This is a genomic window from Streptomyces sp. NPDC041129, assembly GCF_055592265.1.
This window is the reverse complement of record NZ_JBVIYV010000002.1, coordinates 534,368-554,448: the sequence shown is the minus strand read 5'-3', so window position 1 is coordinate 554,448 and position 20,081 is coordinate 534,368. Positions and strand designations below refer to the sequence as shown.

Sequence of the window (20,081 nt, the reverse complement as noted above, 5' to 3'; positions counted from 1 at the left end):
CGGTCGTGCGAAGGGGGTGGCGCGAAGGAGGGTGACGCGGACTGGGGATGGCGCGAGTTGGGGGGGGGGGTGGCGCGAAGGAGGGTGGCGCCCGAGCCGGCGTCAGCCCAGGACGGCGAGCGCGTCGATCTCGATGAGGAGGCCGGGCGGCAGGCCGACGTAGACCGTGGTCCGGGCGGCGGGCGGCTGGGTGAGGCCCTGCTCGCCGAAGTAGGTGTTGTAGATGTCGTTCATCTCGGCGAAGTGGTCCACGTCGGTGAGGTAGACGCGGATCATCATCACGTCGTCCCAGCTCGCGCCGCCCTCCTCGAGGATCGCCTTGACGTTGGCGAGCGTCTGGAGGGTCTGCTCGCGCAGGGTCGGACCGGCGGGCGTGGGGGGCTTGCCCTCCTCGGCGGGCAGGAAGCCGACCTGGCCGGCGACCTGGAGGATGTTGCCCTTCCGTACCCCGTGGGAGAACCTCGCCGGCGGGGTGGTGTGCGTCTTCGGGGTGAGCGCGATCTTGTCGGTCATACGGGGGTGCCCTTCACTGGCGTTCTTCCGGAGTACTCGCCGCTGATCGCGTCCGCGGTACGGCGCACCTGCGGGAGCAGGGTGAGGAGTTCCTCGGCGGTGACGACGACGTTCGGCGCGGACACCGACATGGCGGCGACGACCCGGCCGTCGGCGCCGCGGACGGGGGCCGCGACGCAGTTGATGGACTCCTCGTGGCCACCGAGGTCGGTGGCCCAGCCCTGTTCGCGCACCTGCTCCAACTCCCTGAGGAACGCCGCGGCGTTGGGAGTGGAGCGGGGCGTGTAGAGGGGGTAGTCGAGCTGGTCCGCGAGGGCGCGGCGCTCGGGTTCGGGGAGGTCGGCGAGGAGGAGTTTCGCCACGGCCGCCACGGTGATCGCCACGGGCTTGCCGATGCGGGAGTACATCCGGACCGGGTAGCGGCTCTCCACCTTGTCGATGTAGAGCACCTCGTTCTCCTCGTGGACGGCGAGGTGCACGGTGTGGCCGCAGGCCTCGTTGAGGCGGACGAGGTGGGGGTGGGCGATCTCGCGGATGTCGAGGTTCTCCATCGCCTCCTGGGCGAGGGCGAAGAGGCGCGCGCCGAGCCGGTAGCGCTGGTCGGACTGGCGGTAGACCATGCCGTGCTCGTGCAGGGTGCGCAGGAGGCGGAGCGCGGTCGACTTGTGCACGTCGAGACGGTCGGCGACCTGGCCGAGGTCGGCGGGGCCCTCGGCGAGCAGCGGCAGGATGCTGAGAGCGCGGTCGACGGTCTGACTCATGGGGTGTTCGCCTCCTCCGGGGCCCGGTCGGCCTGTGTCCAGCCGGGGCCGAGTCGAAGTCTCCCCCATGCCTCGTCGTCCAGGGCGGCCAGGCGGTCGGCGTGCCCGCGGGCGGGCGGGGCGCCGAGGTCGGCAGAGGTGGTGAGGGCGGCCGCGGCCGCCAGGTGTCCGTGTCGCAGGCGTCGCTCCACCGGCAGTCCGCGGAGGGTGGCGGAGAGGAACCCGGCGGCGAAGGCGTCGCCGGCGCCGACGGGGGCGACGACGTCCACGTAGGGGGCCGGTTCGAAAGCGGAGGGGGCGGTGGTGGGCCCGGGGGCCGTCGCGTGGCCCGGTGCCGACGGGCCGTCACCCGCGCCCGCCCCGGCGGCAGGAGTGCCCACGGCTGACCGGAAGGGCTCCCCGGCGCCGTCGTGCGCGAACGCCGTCGCGCCCTTGGCCGCCTGTTTGACGACCAGCAGGGCCGGCTCGGGGAGCAGGGCGCGGATCGCGGCCGGTCCGCCCGTGACGCCCCAGGCGTGTTCCGCCTCGTCCTCTCCCACGAACACGATGTCGGCGCCCCGGGCCAGCTCCAGCAGTACCTCGGCGCCGTCCGTGCCGGTCCACAGGCCCGGGCGGTGGTTCACGTCGAAGGAGAGCAGCGGGCGCCCGGCGGCGGGCCGCGCCAGGTGCCGTACGAGGCCCAGGCACTCCGCCGACAGCGCCGCCGTGATGCCCGACAGGTGCAGTACGCGGCCCGCGCGGGCCGCCGTCAGGTCCGTGTTGGTCACGGACATCGCGGAGGCCGCCGAGCCGGCCCGGTAGTACGCCACCTCGTGGTCGGCGGTGGCCCGGTCGGCGGCCGTGCGGAAGTAGACGCCGGTGGGGCGGGCCGGGTCGGTGCGGACGGCGCCGACGTCGACGCCGTATCCCGCGATCCGCTCCACCAGGTGGCCGCCGAAGCCGTCCGCACCCACCCTGCTCACCCACCTCGTGGAGTGGCCGAGGGCGGCCAGTACGCAGGCCACGTTGGACTCCGCGCCGCCGATGCCCCGTTCGAAGGAGGGGACGTCGGCGAGGCGGCCCGGCCGGGTGGGCAGGAAGGTGACCATGGACTCGCCGAGCGTGACGACATCCACGACGTTCACGATGGTGGGGCTCCTCGTCATCCTGGGGTGGGCGGCTTTCGTTGACCCTGTGTCGGCCGAGATGCTAGACAGCAGTGAGCGACATACGCAATGGGCGTTGCACATAGCGCAACGCACGGATCAGGAGGGTCACATGCCCCGCGAAACCGGCACCGAAGCGCTCTCCCGCCTCGCCGAGGAACGGGTGGACCACCGCTTCAAGGGCCTCCCGCCGGACGCCGAGGGCCTGACCGTCGCCGAGCTGGCCGCCCAGCGCCGCAACCTCTTCACGGGCGGGTTCAGCACGCCCGTCCTCGCGCTCTCCGCCGAGCGGCTGGAGCACAACCTGGCGCTCATGGAGGCGTACGCGGAGCGGCACGGCCTCGCCTTCGCGCCGCACGGCAAGACCTCGATGGCCCCGCAGCTCTTCCAGCGGCAGATCGAGCACGGCGCCTGGGGCATCACGCTCGCGGTGCCGCACCAGGTCTGGGTGGCCCGGGCGTTCGGCGTCGAGCGGATCTTCCTGGCCAACGAACTGGTGGATCCGGCCGCGCTGCGCCGCGTCGCCGCCGAGCTGGCGGCCGACCCGGCCTTCCGTCTGGTCTGCTACGTCGACTCCGTGCGCGGGGTCGAGCTGATGGACGCGGCCCTGCGCGGCGCCGCCCGCCCGGTGGACGTCGTGGTGGAGCTGGCCGCGGGCGACGGGGCCCGTACCGGGGTGCGTACGGAGGCGGAGTGCGCGGCCGTCGCCGACGCCGTGGCCGCCGTACCGACGCTCCGGCTGGTCGGGGTCGCGGGGTACGAGGGCGAGGTGCCGCGGGCCGACACCGGACGGGTGACGGCCTATCTGCGGCGGCTCACGGCGCTGGCAGCCGACTTCGACAAGAGCGGCCGGTTCACCGGGGTGGACGAGATCGTGGTGAGCGCCGGCGGCAGCGCGTGGTTCGACGCGGTGGCCGAGGTGTTCGCGGAGATCCCCGAACTGTCCGTGCCCGTGCTCAAGTTGCTGCGTTCGGGTGCCTACGTCTCGCACGACGACGGGCACTACCGCAGGCTCACCCCTTTCACCCGAGTCCCCCAGGAGGGCGCGCTGGAGCCCGCGTTCCGGCTGTGGGCGCAGGTCGTCTCCCGGCCGTCGCCCGAGCAGGCCTTCGCCAACGCGGGCAAGCGGGACGCGGCCCACGACCTGGACCTGCCCGAGGCCCAGGTGGTGCGCAGGGACGGCCCCGAGCGCCCGGCCGACGGAGTCACCGTGACAGGTCTGTCCGACCAGCACGCCTGGCTGCGCACCACCGGGGAAGCGGACCTGGAGGTCGGTGACTGGGTCGGCTTCGGCCTGTCCCACCCCTGCACGTCCTTCGACAAGTGGCAGCTCATCCCGCTGGCCGAGGCGGACGGGACGGTCGTCGACTACATCCGCACGTTCTTCTAGGGGGCACCGTGGAGGAGCTGGTCATCCGGGACGCGGACGTCGTCGACGGCAGCGGCGGGGACTCCTACCGCGCCGACGTGGTGGTCGACGGCGGCCGGATCGTCTCCATCGTCAAGGAGGCCGCGGCGGCGGGCTGCCAGCGGCCGAGGGCACGGCGGGAGCTGGACGCGGAGGGGCTGGTCCTGTCCCCCGGCTTCATCGACATGCACGCCCACTCCGACCTGGCCCTGCTGCGCGACCCGGACCACAGCGCGAAGCTCGCCCAGGGGGTCACGCTCGAGGTCGTCGGGCAGGACGGGCTGTCGTACGCGCCGGTGGACGACCGCACGCTGGAGGAGGTCCGCCGGGCGATCACCGGCTGGAACGGGTACGGCGACGACATCGACCTCGACTGGCGCACGGTCGGCGAGTACCTGGACCGCCTCGACCGCGGGATCGCCGTGAACGCGGCCTATCTGATCCCGCAGGGCACGGTCCGCGCGATGGCCGTCGGCTGGGAGGACCGCCCGGCGACCGGCCAGGAGCTGGACCGCATGCGGCAGTTGGTGGCGGAGGGCCTGGAGCAGGGCGCGGTCGGCCTGTCCTCCGGGCTCACCTACACACCCGGCATGTACGCGGGCGACGCCGAACTGACCGAGCTGTGCCGGGTGGTGGCCGCGTACGGCGGTTACTACTGCCCGCACCACCGGTCCTACGGCGCCGGCGCCCTGGAGGCGTACGCCGAGATGGTGGAGCTGACCCGCAAGGCGGGCTGCCCGCTGCACCTGGCCCACGCCACGATGAACTTCCGCGTGAACGAAGGCCGTGCGCCCGAGCTCCTGGCCCTGCTCGACCGGGCGCTGGACTCCGGCGCGGACATCACCCTGGACAGCTACCCCTACACCCCCGGCTGCACCACCCTCGCCGCGCTGCTGCCGAGCTGGGCGGGCGAGGGCGGGCCGGAGGAGATCCTGGCCCGGCTCGCCGACCCGGCGACCGCCGAGCGCATCCGGCACGACCTGGAGGTCACCGGCTCGGACGGCTGCCACGGCGTGCCGGTGGAGTGGGACACGATCGAGATCTCCGGCGTGACCGGCCCGGCCCTGGCGGACCATGTCGGGCGGACCGTGCGGGAGTCGGCGGAGGCGCGCGGCGAGGCGCCCTGGACGACCGCCCGCCGGCTGCTGGTCGAGGACCGGCTCGGTACGACGATCCTCCAGCACGTCGGCCACGAGGAGAACGTCCGCGCGATCATGCGGCACCGCGCCCACACCGGCGGGTCCGACGGCATCCTGCGGGGCGCGAAGCCGCATCCGCGCGCCTACGGCACGTTCCCCCGCTATCTCGGGCACTACGTGCGGGAGGCGGGTGTGCTGACCCTTGAGGAGTGCGTCGCCCGTCTCACCGCGCGGCCCGCGGCCCGGCTGCGGCTGCCGGACCGGGGGCTGGTGCGCGAGGGGTACCGGGCCGACCTGGTGCTGTTCGACCCGGACACCGTCGCCTCCGGTGCCACCTTCGCCGAGCCCCGCGTGCTCCCGGCCGGGATTCCTTACGTGCTGGTCGACGGCCGTCTCGCGATCGAGGACGGCCGCCGCACGGACGTGCTGGCGGGCCGGGCGGTCCGCCGGACACCGGTGTGACCGCCCGGCCCCGGGCCACGGCTCGGACAGGAGCCGTGGCAGCAGGGCTTACGGCTTGGGCAGGGTGCAGCCGGAAGCGCTCAGGTTCAGCTTGTTGCCGGTGGTGAAGCAGGCCGGGATGTTGTAGGTCTCCTCGGCGTAGTTGATGCCCTGGCGGACGGTGACGTTGCCGCTCGCGTCGACCTCGCAGGGGTTGTTCTCGGTGCAGCGCTCGCCGTCCTCGTTGCCCGTGTTGTTGACGGCGACGACCTTGCCGGTGGCGGTGTCGATGACCGGCGAGCCCGAGGTGCCGCCGATGGTGTTGCAGGCGGAGGTGTAGCGGACCGAGTCCTTCCAGGTCCAGTCGCCCTCCTTCAGCCGGTACACGAAGCCGTCGATGTTGCAGCTGTAGATGCGCTTCCAGTAGCCGGAGACGACCTTGATGGCGGTGCCGGCGACCGGGTGGGTGTCCTGCATGGTGAGCGGGCTGATGCCGTACGAGCTCTTGATCGCCGCGTAGGTGGTGGTGGTGCGGTAGATCGTGACGTCGGTGTCCGTCATGGTCGAGTAGACGACCTGGTTGGCGCGGAGCGTGGCCACCTTGCTGCCGGAGGAGTTCAGCAGGCCGAAGGTGCGGCTGGAGGACTGGCCGGTGATGACCTGTCCGGGCGCCGGGAAGCCGGTCTCCAGGCAGTGGCCGTTGGTCAGCACGAGCGCCGGGTCGGTGTCCGCGGAGTTGGGGAAGCGGATGACCGAGCCGGAGCAGTTGCTGAGCGAGACGGTACCGGCGAAGTTGACGGTCACCGCGTTGGCCGCCTTGGCCTGCGGTGCGGCGACCGCCGGGGTCGCGCCCAGCCCGGCGATGGCCAGGGAGGAGAGCGCGGCCAGGAGAGGCTTGTTCATGTGGGGGTCCCCTCTTACGACTTGGGCGACCGGAGATTTTCCGGTCGCCTCACGTCTTGTCATGAACATTCTCATGAGAGGGGCGTGCGGGGGCAAGCAGTTGTTTGCGACGGCGCGGCATCCCGGGGCATACGCGCACGTTTGTCGGGTGACGGACCGCAACTCACCCGGGATCACTACCCACTTGGCGGCGCGCTACGACCGCCTCCCGCTACCGGGGACGCTTCGTCGCGCCGTGGCCGTGGCCCCGGCCGCCGCCCGGGGTGCCCGAGTCGGACTGCGTCGGTGTGGCGGACGTGGGGCTCGGCGAGGGGGTGGCGGGAACGGCGGAGGCCGTGGCGGCCGGGGAGCCGCTCGCGACGGAGGTGCGGGGGGCCGTGGACCCCCGGGTGGCGGTGGCCGCCGGACCGTCCGGGGCGGCCACGGTGGACGACGGCGTCAAGGGAAGGCCGGACTCGGTGCCGGGCGCGCCCGTCGCGGGGGCGGAGGAGTCCCCGCGGGTGGTCGCGGTACCGGGGGCGCCGGCGGGCCCGTCGCTCGCGGGGCGCGTTCCGGACGGGGTGCCGTCCGGCCAGGCGAGTACCGCGATCACCGCGACCGCGCCGGCCGCGCCGAGTCCTCCGGCAAGGAGAGCCGTCCGGCGGCGGGCGCCCGACCGCCGTTTCCGGCGCCGGTCGCGGCGGCCGCCGTCCGCCCCGCCCGCGACGGGGGCCTGCGGCTCGGCGGGCCCGGACGGCCCGGAGAGCGAGGGCAGCTCGCGGGTCTCGTCGTAGGCGTTCTGCCAGCCGTGGGCGGCGGCGGGATCGGCGTACTCCTCGTACGAGGGGGCCGCGGCCGTCTGCGGGTGGTACACGTTCGGCTGAACCTCCGGCTCGCCGCCGCGACCGTGCGCCTCGTACAACCCCACCCTCCCCTTGCCCGGCCGTCCTCGCACCGCCCCCTGTCGCACCAGGCCCGTCAGCGGCCTCGGCGCACCGGCACCGCGGCGCATTCTAGGGACGCGAGTGACTTCTGAGACAGCTACCGCCGATAACGAGGCAAACCGCACCGTCTCAAGTGGCGGAAGACACCACCCATGAGCCGTTACCGGGTCGTAAGCTCACGGACATGCAGGTGATCCAGTCGACCAAGCTCGCGAACGTCTGTTACGAGATCCGGGGCCCGGTTCTCGAGGAGGCGATGCGCCTGGAGGCGGCCGGGCACCGCATCCTGAAGCTCAACACGGGCAATCCGGCCGCGTTCGGCTTCGAGTGCCCGCCGGAGATCCTCGAGGACATCCTGCGCAACGTCTCCGGCGCACACGGCTACGGCGACGCCAAGGGCCTGCTGGCCGCCCGGCGCGCGGTCGTCATGCACAACCAGACCATCGGCATCGAGACGGACGTCGAGCACGTCTACATCGGCAACGGCGTCTCCGAGCTCATCGTGATGGCGATGCAGGGCCTGCTGGACGACGGCGACGAGGTGCTCGTACCGGCGCCGGACTACCCGCTGTGGACGGCGGCCGTCTCCCTCTCCGGCGGCACGGCCGTGCACTACCGCTGCGACGAGCAGTCCGACTGGATGCCCGACCTCGCCGACGTCGAGCGCAAGGTCACCGACCGCACCAAGGCGATCGTCATCATCAACCCGAACAACCCCACGGGCGCGGTGTACGACGAGGCGGTGCTCAGGGGCCTGACCGACATCGCCCGGCGGCACAACCTGCTGGTCTGCTCGGACGAGATCTACGACAAGATCCTCTACGACGGCGCCACGCACACCCCGACCGCGAAGGTCGCCCCCGACCTGCTGACCCTCACCTTCAACGGCATGTCCAAGGCCTACCGGGTGGCCGGCTACCGCGTCGGCTGGATGTCGATCTCCGGCCCGCGCGCCCACGCCGACTCCTACATCGAGGGCCTGACGATCCTGGCGAACATGCGCCTGTGCGCGAACATGCCGGGGCAGCACGGGGTCGTGGCCGCGCTCAGCGGCCGGCAGACGATCAACGACCTGGTACTGCCGGGCGGCAGGCTGAAGGAGCAGATGGATGTCGCCTACGAGCTGCTGACCCAGATCCCGGGCGTGAGTTGCGTCAGGCCCAGGGGCGCGCTGTATCTCTTCCCGCGCCTGGACCCGCAGGTCTTCAAGATCAAGGACGACCGGCGGATGGTGCTGGACCTGCTGCGCCAGGAGAAGATCATGGTCGTCCAGGGCACCGGGTTCAACTGGCCCGAGCCGGACCACTTCCGGGTGGTGACCCTGCCCAGCGCCGGGGATCTCCGGGACGCGGTGACCCGGATCGGGACCTTCCTGGACGGCTACGGCCAGCCCTAGGGCCGGCCACCGCGGCCCGCCGCGGGTTCTGCCCACGGTAGCCGGAGGGCCGCGATCCGTGACCCGACTCAACTTTAGACGAAATCCAAGCTAGGATGGCTTCCTGTCAGAGCACAGGAGGCCATCCCCCATGTACGAACCGATCCGCACCAAGTCGGTCCACAGCACGATGGCCGGCGAACCTTCCGACTTCCCCCACCGCTCGCGCGAGGAGGAGCTGGACATCCAGCTCGCCGGGCATCTCGCCGCCCTGCTCGCCGTCACCGACGAACTGCGCGCCCTGACCCCCTCCGCCGATCTGGAGGCGGCCGCCGAGCGGCTCGCGGCCCAGGTGGCCCGGCTGCGCGGAGGGCGGGCGCCGCTGCGCGCCCAGCCGTCCGCCGCCGGCGAGCCGACGGGCCTGCACCGGCGGGCGCACGCCCTCGCGGGCCGCGCGCTGGTGGTCGCCGCCTCCCGCGCCGACACCGCCGCGGCGATCCTGTCGGCCGAGCGGATGGACGCGCACGCCGCCGCGCTGGCCGGGCCGAGGGAACTCAGCTCGGCCCGCTGACCCCGCCCGGGGCCCCCGAACGGCCCCGGTCCGCGTGCATCCTGCAGCGACGCGCGGACCGGGCGCCACACATCCGGTCGCCCCTCAGCGCCGGACGTTCACCGTCGCCGACGCCGTCGCGCCCTCGTGCAGGGCGTCGCCCGCCCAGGCGACCGTGTAGGTCGTGTCGCGGCGGGTGCGCGGCAGGTCGTCGATGGTGAAGGTGCCGTCGGCGGCGACGGTCACCGACGACAGGGTGCCGGTGCCGAGCCGGTCCGCGCGCCTCACGGTGAGCGTGGCCCGCTCGGGCAGCGCCTTGCCCTGGGCGGCGAACGTGCCGGTGATGTGCACGCCCCCGCTCATCGTGGCCTCCGCGGGCGCGGTGAGCGCGATCGAGCTGGGTGCCCTGCCGACCGTGACGGTGGTCGTGACGTCGGTGGCCGGACGGTGGGTCAGGTCGCCGAGGAAGGACACGGTGTACGTGGCCTCACCGACCAGGTCGGGCTCGTCGAGGACGGTGAAGGTGCCGTCGTCCTTGACGGTCGCGGTGCCGAGCTGGTGCGTGCCGTCGGCGTCCTGGCGCACGGCGGTCACCTTCAGCGGCCCGGCGGGCGCGGGCCCGTCCCACTGGAGCCGGCCTCGCACCGCCAGCGGTTCGCCCGCCACCGCCCCGGAGGGGCTGTGGGTGGGGCCTCCGCTGAAGCCGGTGTCGTACTGGACGGCCGGGGGCTGGATGACGTGCAGCCAGAACTGGCTGCCGGCCGCGTCGGTGGTCACCGCGAACAGCCGGGAGCCGTCGGCCGCCCACTCCATGCCGCGCGGGGCCACCCGGTCGCCGTCGAGGCTGCCCTCGAAGACGAACTCCAGCGGGCCCGTCGCGTCGGCGGGGTCGGCGGGCTGGAGGAGCAGGTCGGGCGTGGATCCGGTGGCCGCAGCCCCGCGCGCCAGGTACTTGCCGTCACCGCTGAAGGCGACCGAGCCGGCGGTGGCGCCGACCGGGAGGGCCGGGTACGAACCGGCCGCGTCGGAGAGGTCGTCGGTGTTGAGCAGCCGGGTGCCGTAGGCCGCGTCGGCGAGGGCGACCTTGGTTCCGTCGGCGGAGAACGCCATGTCCTTCAGGTCGAGCGCGCCGTTGCCGGCGTCGTCGGCGAAGCGGCGCGCGGCGTCGCGGACCAGGGAGTCGCACGGTGGACGGAGTCGACGGCGATCGCCGAGTACGAGGAGATCGGCAGCTTGACCGCGGCGTCCGAGGCCGCCGCGTAGGCGGCGGGCGCGCCGGCGACGGTCAGTCCGGTCCCGGCGAGAGCGGCGGTCAGCAGCGTGGCCGCGAGCCGTCTGGATCGGTGTGCAGTATTCAACTGGGCCCCCGCAGGCTTGGTTGGGCGCTCCACCGGTGCCGGTGGGGCGCCTGTGAACGCCATGAGACCGGTGTGAAGATCCGGTAGCAAGGGGGCGCGCGACAGGGCCCCGCACGCCTTTGTGCGGGGCCCTGTCGGGGTTGTCACCACGGCCGGCCGTGACGATCACTGGTCAGGGCATCCGGACCGGCCGTGGAGTCATGGGGTGCGGGTCTCAGCCCAGGCGCTGCACCAGCGCGCGGTACTGGTCCCACAGTTCCTTCGGGGTGTGGTCGCCGAAGGTGTTGAGGTGCTCGGGGACCAGGGCGGCCTCCTCACGCCAGACCTCCTTGTCGACCGTGAGCAGGAAGTCCAGGTCGGCGTCGGACAGGTCGAGGCCCTTGGTGTCCAGCGCCTCCTTGGTCGGCAGGATGCCGATCGGGGTCTCGACGCCCTCGGCCCGGCCGTCCAGCCGGTCCACGATCCACTTCAGGACGCGGCTGTTCTCGCCGAAGCCCGGCCAGACGAACTTGCCCTCGTCGTTCTTGCGGAACCAGTTGACGTAGTAGATCTTCGGCAGCTTGGACTGGTCCTTGTCCTTGGCCACGTCGACCCAGTGGCCCATGTAGTCGCCCATGTTGTAGCCGCAGAACGGCAGCATGGCGAACGGGTCGCGGCGCAGCTCGCCGACCTTGCCCTCGGCGGCGGCGGTCTTCTCGGAGGCCACGTTGGCGCCCAGGAAGACACCGTGGTTCCAGTCGAAGGACTCTGTCACCAGCGGCACCGCGCTGGCCCGGCGGCCGCCGAAGAGGATCGCCGAGATCGGCACGCCCTTGGGGTCCTCCCACTCCGGCGCGATGATCGGGCACTGCGAGGCCGGGGTGGTGAAACGGGCGTTGGGATGGGCGGCGGGCGTACCGGACCCGGGGGTCCAGGAGTTGCCCTTCCAGTCGGTGAGATGGGCCGGGGTCTCCTCCGTCATGCCCTCCCACCAGACGTCGTTGTCGTCCGTCAGCGCCACGTTGGTGAAGACCGAGTTGCCCCACAGCGTCTTCATCGCGTTGGCGTTGGTGTGCTCACCGGTGCCGGGCGCGACGCCGAAGAAGCCGGCCTCGGGGTTGATCGCGTACAGCCGGCCGTCCTCGCCGAAGCGCATCCAGGCGATGTCGTCGCCGATGGTCTCCACGGTCCAGCCGGAGATCGTCGGCTCCAGCATGGCGAGGTTGGTCTTGCCGCAGGCGCTCGGGAAGGCGGCGGCGACGTACTTGGACTCACCCTGCGGCGGGGTGAGCTTGAGGATCAGCATGTGCTCGGCCAGCCAGCCCTCGTCGCGGGCCATGACGGAGGCGATGCGCAGTGCGTAGCACTTCTTGCCGAGCAGGGCGTTGCCGCCGTAGCCGGAGCCGTAGGACCAAATCTCGCGGTCCTCGGGGAAGTGGGAGATGTACTTGGTGGAGTTGCACGGCCAGGGGACGTCCTCCTGGCCCTCCTCCAGCGGGGCGCCGACGGTGTGCACGGCCTTGACGAAGAAGCCGCTGTCACCGAGTTCGTCGAGGACCGGCTGTCCCATGCGGGTCATGGTGCGCATGGAGACCGCGACGTAGGCGGAGTCGGTGATCTCGACGCCGATCGCGGAGAGCGGGGAGCCCAGCGGGCCCATGCAGAACGGGACGACGTACATCGTCCGGCCCTTCATCGAGCCGCGGAAGACGCCGCCCTCGCCGCCCGAGCCCTGGAAGATCTCCCGCATCTCGGCCGGGGCCTTCCAGTGGTTGGTCGGGCCGGCGTCCTCCTCCTTGGCGGAGCAGATGAAGGTCCGGTCCTCGACGCGCGCGACGTCGGTGGGGTCGGAGGCGGCGTAGTAGGAGTTGGGGCGCTTGATCGGGTCGAGCTTGCGGAAGGTGCCCTTCTGGACGAGCTCCTCGCACAGCCGCTCGTACTCGGCCTCGGATCCGTCACACCAGACCACGTTGTCCGGCTGGGTCAGTTCGACGATCTCGTTGACCCACGAGATCAGTTCCTGGTGGTGGGTGGGGACGCCGGTGGGAGCCGCGATGTCGCGCGCCACGATTGCTCCTAAATGAGGAATTTTTTGTCTTGTCGCCCCGTGGGGGCCTCGACCCGGACGCTTCGTAGCCGCTCATCCGGTGCCGACCGCACTCATTTGATCATCCGATTCTAGTGCCCATCTGTCCAGAGGGCATCACAGGTGAGCAACGTGAGGAACGCCACGGTTACCGCGGTTCTTTGCGTACACATGGATTTCGACAGAAGGACTTTTTGCGTTGGGGCTCTCATGGGGGTGCCCTGACACGCGACTTACGGGTCCGTAGGTACGATGGCCCCCATGACTGCGCCCGTCCCCGACGCGCCCCATGACACGCCGGCCGCCGGCCGCGGTCCCGTGGCGCTCTCACTGCCGCACCCGGTCAAGCCCCGGCTGCGCGGCTGGCTGCACCTCGGAATGTTCCCGGCCGTGCTTGTCGCGGGCCTCGTGCTCACCGCCCTCGCCGACTCCAGCAGAGGCCGGATCGCCTGCGGCATCTACGCCCTGACGGCATGCCTGCTCTTCGGCGTCAGCGCGCTCTACCACCGGGGCAACTGGAGCCCTCGGATGGACGGCGTCCTGCGCCGCCTGGACCACGCCAACATCTTCCTGATCATCGCGGGCACCTACACGCCGCTGACCATGCTGCTCCTGCCGGACGGCAAGGGGCGGTGGCTGCTGTGGGGGATCTGGGCCGCGGCCGCCGCCGGCATCGTCTTCCGCGTCTTCTGGGTCGGCGCCCCGCGCTGGCTCTACACGCCCTGCTACATCGCGATGGGCTGGGCGGCGGTCTTCTTCCTGCCGGACTTCATGCGCAGCGGCGGCATCGCCGTCCTGGTGCTGGTCGTCGTCGGCGGCCTGCTGTACAGCGCCGGAGGCGTGGTCTACGGCATCAAGCGGCCGAACCCCTCACCGCGCTGGTTCGGCTTCCACGAGGTCTTCCACTCCCTCACCCTCGCCGCCTTCGTGGCCCACTACGTCGGCATCTCCCTGGTGGCGTACCAGCACGCCTAAGCGCTCACGCGCACCCCATGGCCACGGCTCGTCAGCCGTGGCCATTTTCGTGCGCCCGGAAGTACCTACCGATTGACAGTGAGACTATTTTGATAGCTACTGTCATTTCATGGCTACTGTCATGGACTGCTGCTGACGATGCGCCAGGTCGGCTCCGCGATCGGCATCGCCCTGCTCGGCAGCCTGCTGTCGGGCGTCTTCCGCGACCGGCTGGACGTCAACGGCCTGCCCGCGGGGGCCGCCGGCACCGCCGGCGACTCCGTGGTCGCCGCGCACCTGATCGCCGCGCGGACCGGCTCGGCCCGGCTCGCGGCCTCAGCGGACAGCGCGTACGTGCACGGCATGGGCGGCGTGGTCCTGCTGGTCCGCGCGCTCGCCGCCCTGGCCTCGGCGCTGCCGGCGGCGGCGTTCCCGCCCGGCACCGGCCCCACCGCGCGCGGCGCCTCGCGTGCCGCTCCGGAGATGGTCACCTCCGGGCCTGATGCCGGACAATGACCCGCATGACGGCAGCACCCTCCCCCCTCTCCCCCGCCGACCGCCCCCGGCCGGGTCTGCGTGAACGCAAGAAGATCAAGACCCGCGAGGCGATCCGCTCCGCGACGTACGCGCTGGTCGAGGAGCAGGGGTACGACGCCACGACGATCGAGCAGATCGCCGAGCGGGCCGAGGTGTCGCCGTCGACCGTCTTCCGGTACTTCCCGACGAAGGAGGACATCGTCCTGACGGACGAGTACGACCCGCTGATGGTGCAGGAGTTGCGGTCCCGGCCGGCCGGCGAGTCGTGGATGGACTCGCTGCGGGTCGTGATGGACAAGGCCATCGACGCGATGACGCGGGAGGACCCCGAGGTGCTGCGGATGCGGGCGCACCTCGGCGTCCAGGTCCCCGCCGTGCGCTCCCGGATGGTGGAGAGCATGTCGGAGACCGGCCGGCTGCTGCGCGGCGCCCTCGCCGAGCGGGCCGGTCTCGACCCGGACGGCCTGGAGGTGCGCGTCTACGCGATGTCCCTGGTCGGCGGTATGATGGAGGTCTACATGGCCTGGGCGGAGAACGACTTCGAGGGCGATCTGCGCGACCTCGTGCAGCGGGCCCTGGACGTCCTGGAGCACGGTCTGCCCACCGCGAATCCCTGAGCCCCGGCGCCCCGAGGCGTGTCATCCTGGCCGGGTGAACGGTCCCGAGATCCACGTCGAGTTCGCCCCCGGCCTGGCCCTGTTCGTCCCGAGCGGACGGCGCCGGGGGTCCACCGCCCTCGTCACCGACGGTGTCTCGACCCTCGGCCACGTCGTCGAGTCGGCGGGCGTCCCGCTGACCGAGGTCGGAGCCCTGTGGGTCGACGGCCGTGAGGTGCCGGTCTCGTACGTCCCCGTCGCGGGCGACTCGGTGGAGGTCCGCTCCGTCGTCCGGCCCCAGCGGGTACCCGGCGCCCCGCTCCGCTTCCTCCTCGACGTCCACCTCGGCACCCTCGCCCGCCGGCTGCGCCTGCTCGGCGTGGACACGGCGTACGAGTCGACCGACATCGGCGACCCGGCGCTGGCCGCCCGCTCGGCCGCCGAGAAGCGGGTCATGCTCAGCCGCGACCGCGGGCTGCTGCGCCGCCGCGAGCTGTGGGCCGGCGCGTACGTCTACAGCACCCGCCCCGAGGACCAGCTCCGCGACGTCCTCGAGCGCTTCGCCCCCGAGCTGCGCCCCTGGACCCGCTGCACCGCCTGCAACGGCCTGCTGACGGAGGCCACCAAGGAGGAGGTCGCCGACCAGCTCGAGCACGGCACCCGGCACACCTACGACGCCTTCGCCCGGTGCGGGGACTGCGGCCGCGCCTACTGGAAGGGCGCGCACCACGACCAGCTCGAGGCCATCGTGGAGCGCGCCCTGGCGGAGTTCAGCGGGCGGGGCTGACGCCTCCGGACGCTCAGGTGGTGTCCAGCGCCCGGCCCAGCGCCTCCGGATCCGTCGTCGGCGCGTCGCAGGTGAAGTTCCGGCAGACGTAGGCCGCCGGCCGGCCGTCCACGAGCGGGCGGTCGGCGAGCAGCGGGAACTCCTCGCCGCCGGGGGTCCCGGCCGCGACCACCGCACCCGGCGCGGTGCCGAGAAGTGCCGTGCGGTGCAGGGCCGTTGTCGCCTCGTCGGTGAGGGAGGGCCCGACCACCGCCACTTCCCGCGGCCCGTCGAGCAGCGCCTCGGCGACGGCGAGACCCCAGCCGATGAACCGGGGCACCCGCGGGCCCAGCGCCGTCACGACACCCAGCGCCCGCTCGGCGGCGGTTCGGTGGGCCGCGGAGCCCGTGTGGGCGGCGTAGCTCAGCAGGGCGCCCGCCGCGGCGCTCCACCCCGAGGGGGTGGCGTTGTCGGTGGGGTCCTGCGGCCGGCGGATGAGCTGCTCGGCGTCGGCGGCGGTGTCGTACAGGGCGCCGCCGGTGGGGTCGCCGAAGCGTACCGGCACCTGGTCGAGGAGCAGCCCGGCGAAGTCCAGCCACACGCCCTCCCCGGTCACGGAGGCGAGCGCGAGGAAGCCCTCGGCGACGTCGGCGTAGTCCTCCAGCACCCCGGAGTTGGGACCCACCCGGCCGTCCCGGCTGGTCCGGGCCAGGTGGGCGTGCTCGTCCAGGTGCACCCGGACCAGGAGATCGGCGGCCGCGACGGCGGCCCGGACGAGGTCGGGCCGCTGGAAGTAGGCGCCGGTCTCGGCGAGCGCGGCGATCGCCAGCCCGTTCCAGGCGGCGACGACCTTGTCGTCCCGGCCGGGGGCGGGCCGCTGCGCCCGCCGTGCCAGCAGGCGCTCCTTGACGGACGCCACCTGCTCCGCATCGAAGACGCCCTCGGTCTGCGGCAGTTGAAACACCGACCGGCCGTGCTCGAAGGTGCCCTCCTCCGTCACCCCGAAGTACTGGGCGGCGAGCTCGGCCTCCCCACCGAGGACCTCGCGCAGCTCCTGCGGAGTCCAGACGTAGTAGGCGCCCTCCACATGGCGGCCGGCACCGTCGTCGCTGTCCGCGTCGAGGGCCGAGGCGAACCCGCCCTCGTCCGTGCGCAGTTCGCGGACCATGAAGTCGGCGGTCTCCAGTGCGACCCGCCGGGCGAGCTCGGAGCCGGTCGCCCGCCACAGGTGCGCGTACACCCGGCACAGCAGGGCGTTGTCGTACAGCATCTTCTCGAAGTGGGGCACGACCCAGTCGCGGTCGACGGAGTAGCGGGCGAAGCCACCGCCGAGCTGGTCGTAGATCCCTCCCCGGGCCATCCGCTCACAGGTGTCGGACACCATCTGCAGGGCGCCCTCGGCGCCGGTGCGCGCGTGGTGCCGCAGCAGGAACTCCAGCACCATCGACGGCGGGAACTTCGGCGCCCCGCCGAATCCGCCGCGCTGCGGATCGTACTCCCGGGTGAGCGCGAGCAGCGCCTGGGCGAGTTCCTGCTCTCCGGGCGGCTCGGTGGCCTGGTGGCCCAGTTCCCGCTGGGACAGGTCCCGCACGATCTTCCGCGCGACCTCGCCGACCTCGGCCCGCCGGTCGGCCCAGGCCTGCTGCACGCCCGCCAGCACCTGCCGGAAGGAGGGCATGCCGTGCCGGGGCTCGGGCGGGAAGTAGGTGCCGAAGTAGAAGGGCTCGGCGTCCGGGGTGAGGAACACGGTCATGGGCCAGCCGCCCTGACCGGTGGCCGCCTGGACGGCCTCCATATACACGGCGTCGACATCGGGGCGTTCCTCGCGGTCGACCTTGATGCTGACGTAGTGCTCGTTGAGGTAGTCGGCCGTGGCCTGGTCCTCGAACGATTCACCGGCCATGACATGGCACCAGTGATCAGCCGGCTAAGTGGCACGACGAGTAGCCCACCGAAAGAAGGATGGGAACGTCGCGCCTCTTGGCCTCTTGCATCGCCTCCTCTCCCCATGGCCACCAATCCACTGGATTGCCGGCGTGCTGGAGGAGATACGGCGACTGGGAGTGAGCCAGTCGATTCATACCAGCATCGTCGCACGACCGGGGCCGTCCGGCCCAGCACGCGGGGCCGGGATCCCGGAGGGATTTTTCGCCGCACCGGGCGAGCGAAACAGAGAATTACCGGAAAAGGGAAACTCGAATTGGACCCGGGCGTCCGGGCCGGCGAATTCGTACGTGAAGACCGATGTAATGCGGACCTCACTTGTCCGCATTTCCCCGTATGGTCGCGCCGGCCACCCCCGTGTCGCCTGCTTACAGATCCAGTGACTTGATCTTGCATGGTGAGACGGCAACTGTCAACCAAATCAAGCCGGATGCGATCGCGGAGTCCGGCCGAGCCACACCACGACGAACCAGACATACGACCGCCAAATGCGGCAACATTCATGGTTGACAGGGGGTCACTTTGGACTACGCTCAGGCGAGTTCGTGGTCGTCTCAATGTCCGAGACCGCATTAGAGATTCTTCCGACGGCGTTCCGCCTGGACGTGAATGCCCTTGATGCTCCGACGCTCTGATGCTATTGCACCGTTTCCTTGGGGGTAGCTATTTCTACGCGCGTTATTGGCTTCAATCTGAGCCATGACAGCAGTGTGTGCTTGGTGGAAGACGGTGTGATTCGCTTCGCGCTGGCCCTCGAGCGCACCACCCGCGTCAAGCGCGGCACCGTCCCGCTCCACGCCTATGCGGCGGCCATGTCCGATCTGACCAACGAGATCCTTTCCGTGGCGGGTCTCACCGCGGGCGAGATCGACGGCTGGATCGCGACCTCGACCGAGTCCCGCGACCAGCGGGACGAGGCCAAGCTGCTCAGCGTGCTGGGGCTGGTCGCCCCGCAGGAACGTTGCCTCGCCCTGCCGCACCCCGGTCACCACCTGGCCCACGCCAGCGCCGCCTTCTACTCGTCCGGCTTCGACGAGGCCGCGGCCCTGGTCATGGACTCCTACGGCTCCCGGATCGCCGGCGGCGGCCGCGAGCGGGAGACGGCGTTCACCTTCCGCACCGGGCAGGCGCCCGAGATCCTGATGCGCGTCGTGCGGGACGCCGACCGCATCGCCGGCTACCGCCGCGACGGCGAGGTCTGGACCCCCGCGGCGCTGTCCGGCGTCGGTGAGATCTACCGCGTGGTCACGCTCGCGCTGGGCTTCCGCGAGGCCGGCACCACGTACGACGACGCGGGCAAGACCATGGGCCTCGCCTCGTACGGCAAGCGGCTCAGCGACGACAACATGTTCTACGAGCTCGCGCCCGACGGCGGACTGCGCTTCGACCGGGCCGCCGAGTCCCTCGTCGAACTCGGCGTCGCCGTCCGTGAGGGCGAAGAGCTCCGGCTGGTCCCGCGTCCGCCCCGGGCGCCCTACGAGCAGTTCCACTTCGACCTGGCCGCGCAGCTCCAGGCGGAGTTCGAGGAGGCCGTGCTGCACGTGACCCGGCATGTGCTGGCGATCGGCGGCACCCGCTCGCTGGTGACGTGCGGCGGCTCCTTCCTGAACTCGAGCCTGAACACGCGCATCATGCGCGAGACCGAAGTCGAGCGGATGTTCGTCTTCCCGGCGGCGACCGACGACGGCAACGCGGCCGGCGCGGCGCTCTACGCGTACCACAACCTGATGGGGCTGCCCGCCCGGGCCACCCCGCCGATGCGGCACGTCTACCTCGGTCCGCCGCGGGTGACCGGCACCGACATCCAGGCCGTGGCGGACCGCTGGGGCCTGGAGACCCGTACGCACGAGGGCACCGAGGCGATCGCCTCCGCCGCCGCCGACGCGATCGCCCGCGGCGACATCATCGGCTGGTTCCAGGACCGGGCCGAGTTCGGCCCGCGTTCGCTCGGCGCCCGGTCGATCCTGTGCCACCCGGGCATGCCCGGCATGAAGGACCGGCTGAACGCCCGGGTCAAGTTCCGCGAGGGCTTCCGCCCCTTCGCCGGCTCCGTGCTCGCCGAGCGCGCCGGCAAATGGTTCGACATGCCCGCCGCCGAGAGCCCGTTCATGCTCATGGTGTGTCCGGTCCTCGAGGCGCAGCGGGAGCTCGTGAGCGAGGTCGTGCACATCGACGGCACCTGCCGCGTGCAGACCGTCGCCGAGGACAACCCGGGAGCGTTCCGCGCGCTGATCGAGGCGTTCGAGGACCGCACCGGTCTGCCGATGGTCCTCAACACCTCGTTCAACCTGCGGGGCATGCCGATCGTGGAGCACCCCGACGAGGCGATGGACTGCCTGTACGGCTCACGGCTCGACCGGCTGTTCATCGGCGGTCTCGAGGTCACCGCGCCGGACCTCGCCGAGCTGCGTCCCGAGCGGCTCCAGGCGGCGGGCTCCCGTGGCTCCGTCGGGCTGCCGGCCACCGGTGAGCAGCGCGCGGCGGTGGCGGTCAGGTCCGAGTGGGAGGGCGTCCTCGGCCTCGCGGACGGCACCCGTTCCATGCGGGCGATCGCGGACGAACTGGGCGCGGACGTCGAGGAACTGGTCGACTTCGCCCTCGACATGCGGCGACACGGGCTGCTGCGCTGGGCCGGACTCCCGCAGGCGAGCCGCCCGGTGTTCCCGCTGCCGCAGTACTCACCGGACACCTCCGGGGGGTGAG

The 20,081-nt window shown here is 71.9% G+C and carries 16 protein-coding genes and 2 pseudogenes; 9 read left to right on the top strand and 9 right to left on the bottom strand.

The window, feature by feature from the left end; genetic code table 11:
* Positions 1-102: 102 nt before the first annotated feature.
* From ACZ6B1_RS10690 to ACZ6B1_RS10680, 3 genes are read right to left on the bottom strand one after another with little or no spacing between them, the layout of a single operon-like run.
* On the bottom strand, positions 103-513 hold the full coding sequence (locus tag ACZ6B1_RS10690; protein ID WP_468776816.1) for a RidA family protein: 411 nt from the start codon (positions 511-513) through the stop codon (positions 103-105).
* Positions 510-1,274, bottom strand: coding sequence for an IclR family transcriptional regulator (locus ACZ6B1_RS10685; protein WP_468776815.1), 765 nt, complete (start codon positions 1,272-1,274; stop codon positions 510-512). Before ACZ6B1_RS10685 ends, ACZ6B1_RS10690 begins: the two co-directional genes overlap by 4 nt.
* A complete protein-coding gene (locus tag ACZ6B1_RS10680; protein ID WP_468776813.1) occupies positions 1,271-2,419 on the bottom strand; it encodes a sugar kinase in 1,149 nt (382 codons plus the stop codon). The genes ACZ6B1_RS10685 and ACZ6B1_RS10680 overlap by 4 nt, the downstream gene beginning before the upstream one ends.
* A 112-nt stretch (positions 2,420-2,531) precedes the next feature.
* Between ACZ6B1_RS10680 and ACZ6B1_RS10675 the strand changes: the two genes are divergently transcribed.
* A complete protein-coding gene (locus ACZ6B1_RS10675; protein ID WP_468776812.1) occupies positions 2,532-3,809 on the top strand; it encodes an amino acid deaminase in 1,278 nt (425 codons plus the stop codon).
* An 8-nt stretch (positions 3,810-3,817) separates the two neighbouring features.
* Positions 3,818-5,428 carry an N-acyl-D-amino-acid deacylase family protein gene (locus ACZ6B1_RS10670; RefSeq protein WP_468776810.1) on the top strand — a complete coding sequence of 537 codons (1,611 nt, stop codon included), beginning with the start codon at positions 3,818-3,820 and terminating at the stop codon, positions 5,426-5,428.
* Positions 5,429-5,476: 48 nt separating this feature from the next.
* On the opposite strand, the gene ACZ6B1_RS10665 is transcribed toward ACZ6B1_RS10670, so the two are convergent.
* Together ACZ6B1_RS10665 and ACZ6B1_RS10660 are read right to left on the bottom strand one after the other, a co-directional pair.
* Positions 5,477-6,310: a S1 family peptidase gene (locus tag ACZ6B1_RS10665; protein WP_468776809.1), complete on the bottom strand. Its 834-nt coding sequence runs from the start codon at positions 6,308-6,310 to the stop codon at positions 5,477-5,479.
* A gap of 211 nt (positions 6,311-6,521) precedes the next feature.
* On the bottom strand, positions 6,522-7,163 hold the full coding sequence (locus ACZ6B1_RS10660; protein WP_468776807.1) for a hypothetical protein: 642 nt from the start codon (positions 7,161-7,163) through the stop codon (positions 6,522-6,524).
* 254 nt (positions 7,164-7,417) lie between these two features.
* On the opposite strand from ACZ6B1_RS10660, the gene ACZ6B1_RS10655 reads away from it, so the two are divergent.
* Together ACZ6B1_RS10655 and ACZ6B1_RS10650 are read left to right on the top strand one after the other, a co-directional pair.
* Positions 7,418-8,629: a pyridoxal phosphate-dependent aminotransferase gene (locus ACZ6B1_RS10655; protein ID WP_468776806.1), complete on the top strand. Its 1,212-nt coding sequence runs from the start codon at positions 7,418-7,420 to the stop codon at positions 8,627-8,629.
* 130 nt (positions 8,630-8,759) lie between these two features.
* Positions 8,760-9,179: an SCO4983 family protein gene (locus ACZ6B1_RS10650; protein WP_468776804.1), complete on the top strand. Its 420-nt coding sequence runs from the start codon at positions 8,760-8,762 to the stop codon at positions 9,177-9,179.
* Positions 9,180-9,263: 84 nt separating this feature from the next.
* On the opposite strand, the gene ACZ6B1_RS10645 is transcribed toward ACZ6B1_RS10650, so the two are convergent.
* From ACZ6B1_RS10645 to ACZ6B1_RS10635, 3 genes are all read right to left on the bottom strand, one after another.
* A complete protein-coding gene (locus tag ACZ6B1_RS10645) occupies positions 9,264-10,268 on the bottom strand; it encodes a hypothetical protein (RefSeq protein WP_468776802.1) in 1,005 nt (334 codons plus the stop codon).
* 5 nt (positions 10,269-10,273) lie between these two features.
* The gene (locus tag ACZ6B1_RS10640) at positions 10,274-10,516 is read right to left on the bottom strand and encodes a hypothetical protein (protein WP_468776801.1); all 243 of its coding nucleotides are present in this window, start codon (positions 10,514-10,516) and stop codon (positions 10,274-10,276) included.
* 214 nt (positions 10,517-10,730) lie between these two features.
* Positions 10,731-12,563 (bottom strand): phosphoenolpyruvate carboxykinase (GTP), encoded by a 1,833-nt coding sequence (locus ACZ6B1_RS10635; protein WP_468776799.1) that lies wholly within the window; start codon positions 12,561-12,563, stop codon positions 10,731-10,733.
* 279 nt (positions 12,564-12,842) lie between these two features.
* Between ACZ6B1_RS10635 and trhA the strand changes: the two genes are divergently transcribed.
* From trhA to ACZ6B1_RS10615, 4 genes and pseudogenes are all read left to right on the top strand, one after another.
* Positions 12,843-13,556 carry a PAQR family membrane homeostasis protein TrhA gene (gene trhA / locus ACZ6B1_RS10630; RefSeq protein ID WP_468776797.1) on the top strand — a complete coding sequence of 238 codons (714 nt, stop codon included), beginning with the start codon at positions 12,843-12,845 and terminating at the stop codon, positions 13,554-13,556.
* Positions 13,557-13,679: 123 nt separating this feature from the next.
* Positions 13,680-14,051, top strand: a pseudogene (locus tag ACZ6B1_RS10625) (MFS transporter); the annotation flags it as partial.
* Between the two features lie 5 nt (positions 14,052-14,056).
* On the top strand, positions 14,057-14,689 hold the full coding sequence (locus ACZ6B1_RS10620) for a TetR/AcrR family transcriptional regulator (protein WP_468776796.1): 633 nt from the start codon (positions 14,057-14,059) through the stop codon (positions 14,687-14,689).
* 34 nt (positions 14,690-14,723) lie between these two features.
* Positions 14,724-15,455 carry a Mut7-C RNAse domain-containing protein gene (locus ACZ6B1_RS10615; protein ID WP_468776794.1) on the top strand — a complete coding sequence of 244 codons (732 nt, stop codon included), beginning with the start codon at positions 14,724-14,726 and terminating at the stop codon, positions 15,453-15,455.
* A 13-nt stretch (positions 15,456-15,468) separates the two neighbouring features.
* Here ACZ6B1_RS10615 and ACZ6B1_RS10610 read toward each other — a convergent pair.
* Positions 15,469-17,515 (bottom strand): annotated as a pseudogene (locus ACZ6B1_RS10610) (thioredoxin domain-containing protein).
* 594 nt (positions 17,516-18,109) lie between these two features.
* On the opposite strand from ACZ6B1_RS10610, the gene ACZ6B1_RS10605 reads away from it, so the two are divergent.
* Entirely contained in the window at positions 18,110-20,080 is a 1,971-nt protein-coding gene (locus tag ACZ6B1_RS10605; RefSeq protein ID WP_468776792.1) for a carbamoyltransferase C-terminal domain-containing protein, read from the top strand.
* The last annotated feature ends 1 nt before the right edge of the window (position 20,081 follow it).

Bases quoted from the DNA above. Each gene is read 5' to 3' on its own strand.
- ACZ6B1_RS10690 (WP_468776816.1), bottom strand. From the start codon at position 513: ATGACCGACAAGATCGCGCTCACCCCGAAGACGCACACCACCCCGCCG.
- ACZ6B1_RS10685 (WP_468776815.1), bottom strand. From the start codon at position 1,274: ATGAGTCAGACCGTCGACCGCGCTCTCAGCATCCTGCCGCTGCTCGCC.
- ACZ6B1_RS10680 (WP_468776813.1), bottom strand. From the start codon at position 2,419: ATGACGAGGAGCCCCACCATCGTGAACGTCGTGGATGTCGTCACGCTC.
- ACZ6B1_RS10675 (WP_468776812.1), top strand. From the start codon at position 2,532: ATGCCCCGCGAAACCGGCACCGAAGCGCTCTCCCGCCTCGCCGAGGAA.
- ACZ6B1_RS10665 (WP_468776809.1), bottom strand. From the start codon at position 6,310: ATGAACAAGCCTCTCCTGGCCGCGCTCTCCTCCCTGGCCATCGCCGGG.
- ACZ6B1_RS10655 (WP_468776806.1), top strand. From the start codon at position 7,418: ATGCAGGTGATCCAGTCGACCAAGCTCGCGAACGTCTGTTACGAGATC.
- ACZ6B1_RS10650 (WP_468776804.1), top strand. From the start codon at position 8,760: ATGTACGAACCGATCCGCACCAAGTCGGTCCACAGCACGATGGCCGGC.
- ACZ6B1_RS10645 (WP_468776802.1), bottom strand. From the start codon at position 10,268: ATGGCGTTCTCCGCCGACGGAACCAAGGTCGCCCTCGCCGACGCGGCC.
- trhA (WP_468776797.1), top strand. From the start codon at position 12,843: ATGACTGCGCCCGTCCCCGACGCGCCCCATGACACGCCGGCCGCCGGC.
- ACZ6B1_RS10620 (WP_468776796.1), top strand. From the start codon at position 14,057: ATGACGGCAGCACCCTCCCCCCTCTCCCCCGCCGACCGCCCCCGGCCG.